The sequence below is a fragment of the Micromonospora sp. WMMD737 genome (assembly GCF_049179055.1).
GTDB lineage: Bacteria > Actinomycetota > Actinomycetes > Mycobacteriales > Micromonosporaceae > Micromonospora > Micromonospora reichwaldensis.
The window spans coordinates 6419603-6431969 of the sequence record NZ_JBMHMH010000001.1 but is presented as its reverse complement, the minus strand read 5'-3'; the positions used below and the strand labels follow the sequence as shown (position 1 = coordinate 6431969).

The window sequence follows — 12367 nt, the reverse complement described above, 5'->3', positions numbered from 1 at the left end:
ACGACGAGGGATCCCATCGTGAAGAAGAACTCCTGGCAGATACTGCGCAAGGGCGGGCCGGGCGGCCTCACGCTCACCGTCGACTTCACCAGCACCGGCCGCACCCAGGCGTGCTTCCGCGACCTGGTGCCCCTGTTGAGCGCGCCCGGCGAGATCTGGGAGACCGTGGCACCCGCCTCCGGCGCCGAGGACACCATGTCCGGCGCCGACTACGTCGAGCGGTGGGCGAAGGGCGTACGCCGGCGGGAACGCACCGTCGACACCGTGATCGGCTACTGCGTGGGCGCGGTGTTCGCCGCCCCCCTCGCGGCCCGGCTGGCCGAGTCGCAGGACGAGGCGCCCAGGCTGGTCCTGCTGGACCCCGAGCTGCCGAACATCGTCGGGCTGTACCGGGACTTCCACGCCGCCGCGGACGCGCTGAAGACCATCCTCACCCCCGAGGAGATCGCGGCGTTCCACGCCGACGGCCAGGCGGTGCAGGAGAAGCACGGGCTCGAGGACCTCAGCCTCATCGGTCCCGCGCTCGCCGGGATCTTCCGCGACGCGATCGACGTGGCGGGCCGCCGGCTCGGCCTGGACGACGACGTCCGGGCCGAACTGGGCGGCAGCTTCGCCTCGTTCGTCGGCTACCTGCGGGCGGCGACGGAGATCGACCCCGCCCCGCAGTGGGCGACGGCGACGGCGATCACCTCCGCGCACTCGACCCAGCGCGGGCAGGGCTTCGGGCGCACCATCCCGCTCGCCGTCGACCACGACCAGATGCTGCGCCACCCCGACGTCGCCGCGACGGTCTCCGGCCTGATGACCGGTGCGGACGCCGGTCAGCGGATCGCGGGGTAGCGCGTGGCACCGGGCCCGGCGGGCGGCGAGCCCGCGCTCTTCACCGACCTGTTCGCCGCACAGGTGCGGCGCACCCCGGACGCCACCGCCGTCGTGTGGGGCGAGCAGCGCAGGACGTACGCCGAGCTGGACGCCGAGGCGAACCGCCTCGCGCACCGGCTGGTGTCGCTCGGCGCGGGCCCGGAGCGGCTCGTGGCGATCGGGATCCGCTCGGCGCACCTGGTGGTCGCCGCCCTCGCCACCCTCAAGGCCGGGGCCGCCTACCTGCCGCTGGACCTCAGCTACCCGGCGCAGCGGCTGGAGCACATGCTCACCGACGCGCGGCCCATGCTGCTGCTGACCACCGGCGACGACCAGCACGCGGTGCCGGCGGCCGACCTGCCGCGCGTCCTGCTCGACGACCCGGACGCGTACGCCGGCCAGCCGGACACCGACGTCGCCGACGCCGACCGGCTCGCCCCGCTGCGGCCCGCCAACGTCGCGTACGTCATCTACACCTCCGGCTCCACCGGCAGCCCGAAGGGCGTGGTGATCGAGCACCGCCAGCTCGGCACGTACCTGCGCCACGTCGTGCGGTCCTACCCGGGCGTACGCGGCCGGGCGCTGCTGCACTCCTCGTTCGCGTTCGACCTGACGGTCACCGCGTTCTACGCGCCGCTGATGACGGGCGGCTGCGTGCACATCGGCGCCCTCGAGGAGATGGGCACGCCCGCCGCCGGACCGGCCGGGCAGCAGCGGCCCACCTTCGTCAAGGTGACGCCGTCGCACATCCCGCTGCTCACCGCGCTGCCGGCCCAGGCGTCCCCGACCGGGGAGCTGATGGCCGGCGGCGAACTGCTGCTCGGCGAGACCATCGACGCCTGGCGCCGCCGGCACCCGGGCGCGCGGGTGGTCAACGAGTACGGCCCGACGGAGACGACCGTCGGGTGCAGCACCGTGGTCATCGAGCCCGACCAGCCGGTGCCGCCGGGGCCGCTGCCCATCGGTCAGCCCATGCCCGACGTGCGCTACCACGTGCTGGACGACGAGCTGCGCCCGGTGCGGCCCGGCGAGATCGGCGAGCTGCACATCGCGGGCGGCCAGTTGGCCCGGGGCTACCTGCACCGGCCGGGCCTGACCGCCGAACGGTTCCTGCCCGACCCGTTCGGCCCGCCCGGCTCGCGCATGTACCGCTCCGGCGACCGGATCCGGCCCACCGAGGACGGCGAGTACGAGTTCTGCGGGCGGGTCGACAACCAGGCCAAGATCCGCGGCTACCGCATCGAGCTGGGCGAGATCGAGGCGGCACTGCTGCGCCGTCCCGAGGTGCGGCACGCGGCGGCGGTGATCCGTACGGACACGCCGGACGTCAAGCAGCTCGTCGCGTATGTCGTGCCCGGGGAGGGCGCGAGGATCGACGCGCAGCAGCTGCGCAAGGACCTCGCCGAGACGCTGCCGGAGTACATGGTGCCGAGCGCCGTGGTGAGCCTCCCGGCGCTGCCGCTGACCGTGAACCGCAAGCTCGACACGGCGGCCCTGCCGGCGCCGGAGGTCGCGGCGACCCCGGGCGGGCGGGCGCCGGCCGACGAGTTGCAGGCGCTGCTCTGCGAGCTCTTCGCCACCTACACGGCCGTCTCCTCGATCGGCGTCGACGACGACTTCTTCCTCCGGGGCGGCACCAGCCTCGGCGCCGCCCAACTGGTCAACGAGGCACGCCGGCGCGGGCTCACCCTGTCGCTGCGCGACGTGCTGGAAAACCGGACCGTGGCGCGGCTCGCCGAGGTCTGCGCCGACACCGACCGAGGGGACGAGTGAGCATGAGCATCGCGGCCAGCAGGAAGGAAGCAGCCATGTGGCTGCTCGAGCGGCTGGTGCCGGACACCGGGGTCAACAACGTGGCGGTCGCCTTCGAGGTGGCCGGCCGGATCGACCGCGGGCTGTTCACGGCGGCGCTGCGGGCGGTGCTGGCCCGGCACGAGGTGTTGCGCACCGTGTTCCGCTCCGACGACGCGACGCTGACCCGGGAGGTGCTCTCCGCCGACCAGCTCGACGTGCCCGTGGTGGACATCCCGGCCGGCGACGACGGGATGGACGCCGACCTGACCGCGTTCGCCGCCGAGCCCTTCGAGATCGACGGCCGCCCCCTGCTGCGGGCGGGGATCCGCGCGGGCGCGGACGCCGACGTGTGCTGCGTCGTCGTGCACCACCTGAACTTCGATGCCATGTCGACCACGATCCTGCTACGCGAGCTGCTCGCCGGCTACGAGGCGCTCGCGGCGGGCGGCCGGCCCGACGACGCCCCGCTGGCCGCCCTCGCGGAGCGCGCGCCGAACGAGCGCAGCGTCGCGTACTGGCGCAAGAACCTCGACGGGCTGCGGGCCGCCGAGGCGGGCCTGTGGTGCGCCCTGCCGCCCGTCGGGGCGCCGTCCCTGCGCGCCCGCACCGTCCACCACGAGCTCTCCGCGCCGGCCCGCGCCGTGGTGCGCCGCTTCCAGCGCGAACTGCGCGCCTCCGAGGCCGTCGTGCTGCTCGCGGCGTACTCGGTGCTGCTCGCCCAGCACGGCGCGGGCTCCGACGTGGTCATCGGCACCCCGGTGAACGTGCGCGACCAGCGCAGCATGAACGCCATCGGCTACCACGCGAACCTGGTGCCGCTGCGGGTGCGGGTCGACCCGGACGCCGACTTCCGCGCCGTCGTCAAGCAGACGCGCAGCACCTTCCTGGAGGCGATCAGCCACGCCGACGTACCGCTGGAGCACGTCTCCCCCGCCGTGCTCGGCGACGCGCCGTCGTCGTGGCGCAGCTCGTTCTTCCGGCACCTGTTCAACTACGTGCCCGGCACCGTCGACGCCTCCGCCACCCTGACCGGGATGCCGGTGCGCCACGTCATGGTGGAGAACGGCTACAGCCGCTTCGACCTCGAGTTCTTCATCATGCCGGGCGAGGACGCGACCACCGTCCGCGCGGCGTTCTGCGTCGACGCCTTCGACGCCGCCGACGTCGGGCTGCTGCTGCAACGGTACGACGCGCTGCTCGTGCGGCTGGGCGACGACCTGGAGCGGCCGGTGGCGCAGCTGTCCCGCCGGGGCGCGGACGACCTCGCCCTGCCGGCGTCGCCGCCGGAGACGGCCACCACGGCGTCCGTGCTGGACGCCGTGCACGCGACGGTCGCCGCGAGCCCGGACCTCGTCGCGGTGCGCGACGGCACCCAGGACGTGTCGTACGGCCGGCTTTGGTCGGCGGCGCTCGCCACCCGGGACCTGGTCGCCGCCGCGGACGGGAGCACGGTCGCCGTGCTGGCGCCGCGCGGCGCGGAGCTGGCCGCCGCGTGGCTCGGCGTGTGGCTGGCGGGCAGGCGCTGCGTCCTGCTCGATCCGACCCAGCCGATCCCCGACCTCGCCGCGCGGCTGGCCGACTCGGGTGCCGCCCCGGTGCTGGCGGCCGAGGGCCTCCCCGTGCCCGGCGCGGTACGCATCCCCGCCGTTCCCGCCGCCGGCGACGCGGTCCGCACCGACGCGCCGTCCGGTGTCGACCTCGACGCGGTGGCCTACCTGGAGTACGACCTCGACGCGCCCGCCCCGCTCGCCGTGACCGTCACGCACCGGGCGCTGGCCTGCGCCGTCGCGCGGCTCGCCGGGCAGGTCGCCGCCACCGGACCGGCCGTCACCGCCTGGCTGGGCAGCGCCGCCACCGAGGCGGCGCTGACGGAGCTGCTGGTGGCGCTGACCACCGGCGGCCGGGTCGTCGTCGCCCCCGACCAGGCCCGCGCCGACGGCCACGCGCTCGGCGAGCTGGTCCAGTCGCACGGCGTGACCGTGGTGCAGGCGCCGCCGGCGGTGTGGCGCCAGGTGGTCGAGCACGCGGGTGACCGGCTCGCGGGCCGCGCCGTCCTGGTGGCCCACGAACCGCTCCCCCGCCCCCTCGCCGCGCAGCTGCGCGCCACCGGCGGCACGCCGTACCACGGCTACACCACGCCAGGCGTCGCCGGGTACGCCGCGCTCGACGGCGGACGGGACGGCACCGGTGTCCTCCCGGCGACCCGCGTGTTCGTCGCCGAGCCCGGCACCGATCACGAGCTGGGCATCGGCGTACGCGGAGAGCTGTGCGTCGCGGGCGACACGCTGGCCGCCGGCTACCACGGCCGGCCGGAGCTGACCGCCGCCCGGTTCGGCGAGCACCCCACCCACGGGCGGTTCCACCGCACCGGTGACCTCGCGCGACTGCTGCCGGACGGCCGGATCGACGTCGTCGGCCCCCTGTCGGCCCACGTACGCGTCGCCGGCCAGCGGATCCACCTCCGCGACATCGAGTCCGTCCTCGCCGCCCACCCGGACGTGGAGGCGGTCGCCGCCGTCGACGCGCAGGACGGCACGGTCGTCGCGTTCGTCGAGTCCCGCAAGCCCGACGTGGCGGAGCGGCTGCGGGAGCACGCCCGCGCCGCCCTGCCGCTCACGCCCGACCTGGTCGTGCTGAACCAGTTGCCGGTCACCGTGGCGGGCACCGTGGACCGCGCGGCCCTCGTCGCGCTCGCGGCGGCGCGGGCGGCGGCCGAGGCGGACCCGCCGGACGAGACGACCGCCGCCCTGGTCGGGATCTGGACCGAGATGCTCGACCGGCCGGGCCTGCACGCGGACTCGAACTTCTTCGCCAGCGGTGGCCACTCGCTGCTGGGCGCCCAGCTCGTGCAGCGGGTGCGGACCGAACTGTCGATGCCGGTCCAGCTCGCCGACCTGTTCGCCAACCCGACGCCACGGCAGCTCGCGGAGCACCTGCAGGACGCGTTCTGGGACGACGACGAGGACGACGACTGACCGATCGCTCCACCCCCACACCGTCTCGGACCCTCAGCAGAGGAGGCTCGGCGTGACCGTCGACGTCCAGCCCACACGCAGTACAGACCGTTCGATCGTCCTGACCCGCGAGGAGAACATCGAGGTCGACACGATCGCCCGCTACCTGGCGGGCCGACCGCCGCGCCTGGTGGACTCGCCCGCCTGGCTCGAAACGGCCCGCGAACTCTCCAGCAACCTGCCCGTACGCCTGCGCCAGATGGTGCGGCGCTTCGCCTGGGACCCCGGGCCCGACGCCGTGCTGCTGGTGCGGAACCTGCCCGTGGACGCCGACGAGCTGCCGCGCACGCCCACGGTGGCCGGCTCGGCGCAGCGCGAGTCCACCGTGCCCGCCGCCGCGCAGGTGCTGCTCGGGCTGCAACTCGGGGAGCTCATCGCCTTCAAGGAGGAGAAGAGCGGCGCGCTGGTGCAGGACGTCGTGCCGGTGCCGGGCATGGAGAAGTTCCAGGGCAACGCGGGCTCGGTGACCCTGTCCATGCACGTGGAGAACGCCTTCCACGTCTACCGCCCGGACTACGTCGGGCTGCACTGCCTGCGCAACGACCACGACAACGTGGCCGGGTTGCAGGTGACGTCGATCCGCAACGCGCTGCCCCTGCTGTCCGAGCAGGTCCGCAAGGTGCTGCACGAGCCACGGTTCGTCACCGAGCCGCCGGCGTCGTTCGGCGACCTGCGCAGCGCGCCGGAACCGCACGGCATCCTCAGCGGCAGCCCCGAGGACCCGGACGTCCAGGTCGACTTCCAGAGTTCGTTCCCCCTCGACCCGGAGGCCACGCAGGCGCTGTCGATGCTCGGCGACGCGCTGCGCACCGTCCGCCGGACGTTCATCCTGGAACCCGGCGACCTCGCGTTCGTCGACAACCGGCTGGCCCTGCACGGCCGGACCGAGTTCACGCCCCGCTACGACGGCTACGACCGGTGGCTCCAGCGGATCTTCGTGCACCGCGACTTCCGGCGCTCCCGGGCCCTGCGCCCGCAGGACGGGAACGTGCTCGACAGCGGCAACTGACGGCCCGACCGAAGGTCGGCGAGCTGGCCCGTACGCACGGACCAGCTCGCCGACGACGGACCGTGGGACGCGGTGGTGACCGGCGCCGGAACACGGCAGCCGCACCACCGCGTCCGTGTGTGGTGGCCCCACCAGCGCGTCCGTGCGGTAGCCCCGCCCGCGTGTCCATGCGGTAGCCGCACCAGCGCGTCCGTGCGGTAGCCGCACCCGCGTCCGTGGTGGTGGCCCCACCAGCGCGTCTGTGCGGGTGCCGCCCGCCGGCGACGGCGCCTGCCCGCGCAGGCCCCGTCCGGCGCCGCGCGTCCCGACCGGTCCGCATTCCCCGACCGCGGTGTCGAGCCCCGCGCTCGGGCGTGGCACCATTCGCACCTGACCGATCGGTGCGTGCCCCCACGCGGCCGCCATTCGCCTCCCGGCGCGAGGGTCGACCATTCCGCGTCGCCCGGTCGCCCGCCCCGGCACATTCACCGGCCGGCGACTCCCGTCAATTCGTCGCGCGGAATGGTCACGCGGGCCGGGGCGCGGCCCTGCCGTGGCACACCGGTTCTTCCGCGCCCGGATCTGGAAAACGGTGGCGCCGGGCAGGCGGGGAGGCGACGGGGAGAGAAGGCGTCCCGGTCCGCGTCGTTACCGATCCGCACCGGTGCGCGGGCGCCGTTCCCGCACCGTGTGTGCGCCGTTCATCGGACCCGGATGACGGACTCATGCCCCACCACCACCCGACAATGCCTGACCAGCAACTCCACACTGCCAACCCAATAACCCCCACCATGCACCCACACCTCCTGCGGGGTGCCCTAGGGGTGCCTCCCCAATGACCACCGATGGGAAACTCAACACCCACCCCACCCCCACACCGAAACACCGGAGCACACCCATGCGCTTCTCCGTACTCGGCAGCACCGAAGTCACCAACAACGGCCACCACCTCGAACTCGGCGGAATCCGCCAACGCGCAATCCTCGGCTACCTCCTCCTCAACGCCAACAAAGTCGTCGCCACCAGCCAAATCCTCCACGCCATGTGGGACGGCAACCCACCCCCCACCGCCCGCAAAATGGTCCAGAACGCCGTCTCCGGCATCCGCCGCATGCTCACCCACAACACCGACCCCACCACCAACCCCACCCTGCGCACCCACCCACCCGGCTACCAACTCCGCATCGACACCGAAACCATCGACCTCTACCGCTTCCGCAGACTCGTCCGCGAAGGCCGCCACGCCACCACCACCAACAACCCCACCCGCGCCGCCCAACTCCTCACCGAAGCACTCACCCTCTGGCGCGGACGCGCCCTCGCCGACCTCGTCGAAACCGGCACCTGCTGGTCAGAACTCGCCGCCATCGAAGACGAACGACTCTCCGCACTCGAAGACCGCCTCGACGCCGAACTCGCCTGCGGCCGACACCGCGAAATCACCCCCGAACTCGAAATCCTCACCGCCACCGAACCCCTCCGCGAACGCCTCTGCCACCAATTCATGCTCGCCCTCTACCGCAGCGGCCGCCAAGTCGACGCCCTGCGCGTCTACCGACGCACCCGCGAAGCCCTCGTCGACGGCCTCGGCCTCGAACCCGGCCGCAGCCTCCAAGAACTCCAACAACGCATCCTCGAACACGACGCCAAAATCCAGATCCCCGCACTCACCCACTAACCCACCGATCCACTCCGCACCAGCCACGATCGCCTCCACGATTACCCGAGGGTGGACCGTCTGCGGGCAACATCAGGAGCGCGCGGTCCGTGACGCCTGGCGCACCGGAGGCCGACGGCGATTCCTGCTCAGACCACAGCGAGGACGACATGGCGAACAAGTGCCCGGCGCACGGGCATCAGATGGTGATGGACGACGACTACTTCGCTAGCCCGTACGCGGCGTACGAGGTCTACGCGTCACTGCACGAAAAGGGTGCCGTGCACCGCACCTGCCTGCCCGACCACGGCCCCGTGTGGCTGGTGACCGGCCACGCCGAGGTCTACTCCGCGCTCCGCGACAGGCGCCTCGCGCGGCCCCGCGAGTACAGCAACGGGGACTTCACCAGCAAGCGCTTCCCGGAGGGCGAGGCGACCGGGACGATCGTCACCCTCGACCCGCCGGAGCACACGCGGCTCAAGAAGATGATCAACTTCACCTTCCTGCCCCGCAACCTGGAGACCTTCCGCCCCCGGGTGCACCAGCTGGTCAAGGCCCGGCTGGACGCGATCGAGGAGGCCGGCGGCGGCGACCTGGTCGAGGACTACGCGGCCATCCTGCCGATCACGATCGTCTGCGACGTGCTCGGCATCCGCGAGGAGTACCGCAAGGACCTGAAGCACTGGGCGGACCTGGTGTTCAGCGGCGACAACGAGACCAACGCGATGGTCCGCACGAAGATGTCACACTTCATGAACATGGTCCGCGAGGAGAAGACGAAGGAGCCCGGCGAGGACCTCTTCTCGTACTGGATCCACGCCAAGAACGCCGACGGCGAGCCCGAACTCAACGTCTACCAGGTGATGGCCCTGGCCCTGCTGACGATGCTGGGCGGGTACGACACCACCGCGGGCATGATCGGCCGGGGCGCGCTGGCGCTGCTCGACAGCCCGGAGACGCTGGAGCGGCTCCGCAAGGACCCGGACCTCTTCGACGTGGCCGTCGAGGAGCTGCTGCGCCGCAACGGCTCCGTGCACCACGGCTTCCGCCGCTTCGCCACGGAGGACATGGAGATCGACGGCACGAAGATCGCCAAGGGCGAGACGGTGCTGCTGCACCTGACCGCGGCGGGCAACGACCCGAAGCGGTTCCCCGACCCGCAGGTGCTCGACATCGACCGCGAGGACAAGGGGCACGTGGCGTTCGGCGGTGGCCCGCACTTCTGCTCGGGTTCGGAGCTGGCCCGGATGGAGACGACCATCGCCCTCCGGGAGCTGTTCATGCGTTTCCCGAACATCAAGCTCGCCGCGCCCCGGGAGTCGCTCAAGGTCCGGCGTACGCCGCTGGTGCCGGCGCTGATCTCCCTGCCGGTCACGGTCTGAGCGCTACGGAAGACGCGGTCCGCCGGTCACCCCGCGAGGTGGCCGGCGGATCGCGTTCTGTCGGCCCGGGCCGCCCGGTGGACCGCCCTGGCCCGGCCGCAGCGGAAACGAAGAAAGGCCGCCCACGGCGGCCGGTGCGGAACGTCGGCCCGCCGGGCGTGGTCGCACCCGGCGGGCCCCGCCGTCATCGCTTCGGGGCGATCGGCGTCCCGTCCTGTGCGTCGATCACCGAGATGGCCTCCACGGGGCAGAATTCGGCGGCCTCGATCACCTGGTCGGACGGCGCCACCACGTCGGCCAGCGGCCGGGAGACGGGGTCCATCGCGAAGTGGTCCGGCGCGCTGCCCACGCAGAAACCCGAGCTGATGCAGCGCTTCGATTCCACCACCAGCCGCCACCCGGCCTGGTCGCCGGCCTCATCCACGCTCACCACTGCTCCTCTCGTCGTGCGTGCACTGTGTCGGGTTGCCGGGCCGCGCGTGGCGGCCTACCAAGTCGCGGCGCGAGCCGGCCCACGTCAGCTCACCACCGAGTACTTCTGCCAGCCGGTCGCGACGACCTCCGGCGCGGACAGCGTCGCGAACGGCCGGTCCGGGTCGAACGTGCCGTGGTGCAGGTGGACGACGAGCGTGCCGTCGGGGCGCAGACCCAGCACGTCCGGGCGGCCGTCGAGGTCGATGTCGGTGACCGTGACGATCTCGTACTCCTGCCAGCCGTGGGCGAGCGTGAACCACCGGCCCTCGCCGCGCCACCACGGGCCCTCGCCGGAGGTGTCGTGCGCGAACTCGCACAGGTCGAGGTCGCCGTTCGCCCGCCGGACCAGCAGATCGGCCCGGCCGGTGCCGGTGAAGTCGGCCATCGCGAGCGGGAAGTCGTCGACGTCGACGGTCACCATGCGGTGCGCGGTGCGGTCGTACGTCTCGTTCTGCCGGACCTGCCGCTGGTTGAAGAACGCGTCGACGTGGCCCGCGTTCTGCTCGCGGCCGAACATGTCGTCACAGCCGTCCAGGTCCAGGTCCGCGATGCCGAGGGTCTCCCACTTCTTGTCGTCGCGGGCACCGGAGATGCGGATCGGCTCGCCGAGGGTGTCGAGACCGTTCAGCCCGCCCCTGTTCGGATAGAGGAAGATCCCGTGGGTCTCGTTCATGTGCGTCATGCTGACGCCGATGACGTCGGCGTAGCCGTTGCCGTTGACGTCGATCGGACGGACCAGCCCGTGGTTGCGGTACGGGTGGAAGCCGGTGCTGATCAGCTCCGGCTCGCCGAAGGTCTCGCCACCCCGGAAGCTGCCGCTGTGCGGGAAGACCAGCAGTTCGCCCGTGACGTCGTCACGGACCATGATGTCCATCCTCCCGTCCCCGTTGAACGAACGGCAGTGACCGTTCCCGCTCATGCGTGCCACAAATAACCTCCACGTACGCCCCGAAATGCGAAAGCCCGATCGTTCCGACCGGAGATCGAGAAACGGCGGGAATCAGCGGAACCTGACGTGCGAACGGTTCAGCTCGCCCACCGAGGAGACCCCGAGCAGCTTCATGGTGACCTCGATCTCCCGGCTCAGGATCTCCATGGCCCGTACGACGCCGCGCCGGCCGCCGGCCATCAGGCCGTACTGGTAGGCCCGGCCGACCACTGCGGCGCTGGCGCCCAGGGCGATCGCCGCCACGATGTCGGCGCCCGAGGTGATGCCGGTGTCGACGAGCACCTCGACCCGGTCGCCCACCTCGTCCACGACGTCGGGAAGCAGCTCGACGGGCACCGGGGCCCGGTCGAGCTTGCGTCCGCCGTGCGTGGACAGCCACACCCCGTCGACCCCGACGTCCGCGACCCGCCTGGCGTCGGCGACGCTCTGCACGCCCTTGGCGACGAGCTTGCCCGACCAGGCGCCGCGCAGCCACTCGACGTCGTCGATGGACAGCCGCGGGTTGAACACCCGCTTGATCATGTCGGAGGCGGACCCGCCGGTGGCCTTGAGCACCTGCGGGGACGGGGTGCCGGCCCGCCACTGCCGCATCCACCAGCCCGGGTGCAGGAACGCCTCGGCGATGGTGCCGACGCTCATCGACGGCGGGATGGTCAGGCCGTTGCGGATGTCGCGGCGGCGCGGCACGGAGATCGGCGTGTCCAGCGTCAGCAGGATGGTGTCGAACTTCGCCTCCTCGGCGAGCGCGATCAGTTCCTTGACCATCGCCCGGTCCTCGGCGAAGTACAGCTGGAACCAGTGCCGGCCCTCCGGCGCGGCGGCGGCGACGTCCGCCAGCGAGGTGGTCGCGAGGGTGGAGACCGAGTACGGGATGCCGAACTGCTGCGCCACCGACGCGACGGCCGGCTCGCCCTCGGCGTGCATCACCCGGTTGAAGCCGACCGGCGCCAGGGCGAACGGCAGCTTCTGCCGCTTGCCGAGCACCGTCCGGCTGGTGTCCAGGTGGGACACGTCGCGCAGCACCGACGGCTGGAACTCGATGTTGGCGAACGTCTCGCGGGCGCGGCTGAGGCTGCGCTCGCTGTCCGCCGCCCCGTCGCAGTAGTCGAACACCATCCGGGGCACCGCCCGGCGGGCCACGTCGCGCAGATCGGCGATGCCCGCCGCGCGCAGCAGCCGGCGTTCCGTCGGGTTCCACGCCACCTTGGGCGGCTTGATCAGCGTGCTCATCCGAGCGGACTTGCTCAT

The 12367-nt window shown here is 72.6% G+C and carries 9 protein-coding genes; 6 read left to right on the top strand and 3 right to left on the bottom strand.

Annotated features, from left to right (window positions below; translation table 11 throughout):
* Positions 1-18 precede the first annotated feature (18 nt).
* The 6 genes from ACN27A_RS28480 (at position 19) to ACN27A_RS28455 (ending at position 9696) form a co-directional block, all read left to right on the top strand.
* Complete coding sequence (locus ACN27A_RS28480; protein WP_421457658.1) at positions 19-840, top strand: hypothetical protein; 822 nt, start codon at positions 19-21, stop codon at positions 838-840.
* 3 nt (positions 841-843) lie between these two features.
* Complete coding sequence (locus ACN27A_RS28475) at positions 844-2634, top strand: non-ribosomal peptide synthetase (protein ID WP_421457657.1); 1791 nt, start codon at positions 844-846, stop codon at positions 2632-2634.
* A 2-nt stretch (positions 2635-2636) separates the two neighbouring features.
* Positions 2637-5630, top strand: a complete 2994-nt coding sequence (locus ACN27A_RS28470) for a condensation domain-containing protein (protein WP_421457656.1) — start codon at positions 2637-2639, stop codon at positions 5628-5630.
* 52 nt (positions 5631-5682) lie between these two features.
* Positions 5683-6678, top strand: coding sequence for a TauD/TfdA family dioxygenase (locus tag ACN27A_RS28465; protein ID WP_421457655.1), 996 nt, complete (start codon positions 5683-5685; stop codon positions 6676-6678).
* Positions 6679-7492: 814 nt separating this feature from the next.
* A complete protein-coding gene (locus tag ACN27A_RS28460; RefSeq protein ID WP_421457626.1) occupies positions 7493-8335 on the top strand; it encodes an AfsR/SARP family transcriptional regulator in 843 nt (280 codons plus the stop codon).
* A gap of 149 nt (positions 8336-8484) precedes the next feature.
* Complete coding sequence (locus ACN27A_RS28455) at positions 8485-9696, top strand: cytochrome P450 family protein (RefSeq protein WP_421457654.1); 1212 nt, start codon at positions 8485-8487, stop codon at positions 9694-9696.
* Between the two features lie 184 nt (positions 9697-9880).
* Here ACN27A_RS28455 and ACN27A_RS28450 read toward each other — a convergent pair whose 3' ends face one another.
* The 3 genes from ACN27A_RS28450 to ACN27A_RS28440 all read right to left on the bottom strand — a co-directional run bounded on the left by ACN27A_RS28450 (position 9881) and on the right by ACN27A_RS28440 (position 12367).
* Positions 9881-10126 carry a ferredoxin gene (locus ACN27A_RS28450; protein ID WP_421457653.1) on the bottom strand — a complete coding sequence of 82 codons (246 nt, stop codon included), beginning with the start codon at positions 10124-10126 and terminating at the stop codon, positions 9881-9883.
* An 87-nt stretch (positions 10127-10213) separates the two neighbouring features.
* On the bottom strand, positions 10214-11089 hold the full coding sequence (locus tag ACN27A_RS28445; RefSeq protein ID WP_421457652.1) for an FG-GAP repeat domain-containing protein: 876 nt from the start codon (positions 11087-11089) through the stop codon (positions 10214-10216).
* Between the two features lie 81 nt (positions 11090-11170).
* Complete coding sequence (locus tag ACN27A_RS28440) at positions 11171-12367, bottom strand: alpha-hydroxy acid oxidase (RefSeq protein WP_421457651.1); 1197 nt, start codon at positions 12365-12367, stop codon at positions 11171-11173.

What these genes read in the sequence shown, in the direction of transcription:
- ACN27A_RS28445 (WP_421457652.1), bottom strand. Translation starts at nt 11,089, where the DNA reads ATGAGCGGGAACGGTCACTGCCGTTCGTTCAACGGGGACGGGAGGATG.
- ACN27A_RS28470 (WP_421457656.1), top strand. Translation starts at nt 2,637, where the DNA reads ATGAGCATCGCGGCCAGCAGGAAGGAAGCAGCCATGTGGCTGCTCGAG.
- ACN27A_RS28460 (WP_421457626.1), top strand. Translation starts at nt 7,493, where the DNA reads ATGACCACCGATGGGAAACTCAACACCCACCCCACCCCCACACCGAAA.
- ACN27A_RS28455 (WP_421457654.1), top strand. Translation starts at nt 8,485, where the DNA reads ATGGCGAACAAGTGCCCGGCGCACGGGCATCAGATGGTGATGGACGAC.
- ACN27A_RS28440 (WP_421457651.1), bottom strand. Translation starts at nt 12,367, where the DNA reads ATGAGCAAGTCCGCTCGGATGAGCACGCTGATCAAGCCGCCCAAGGTG.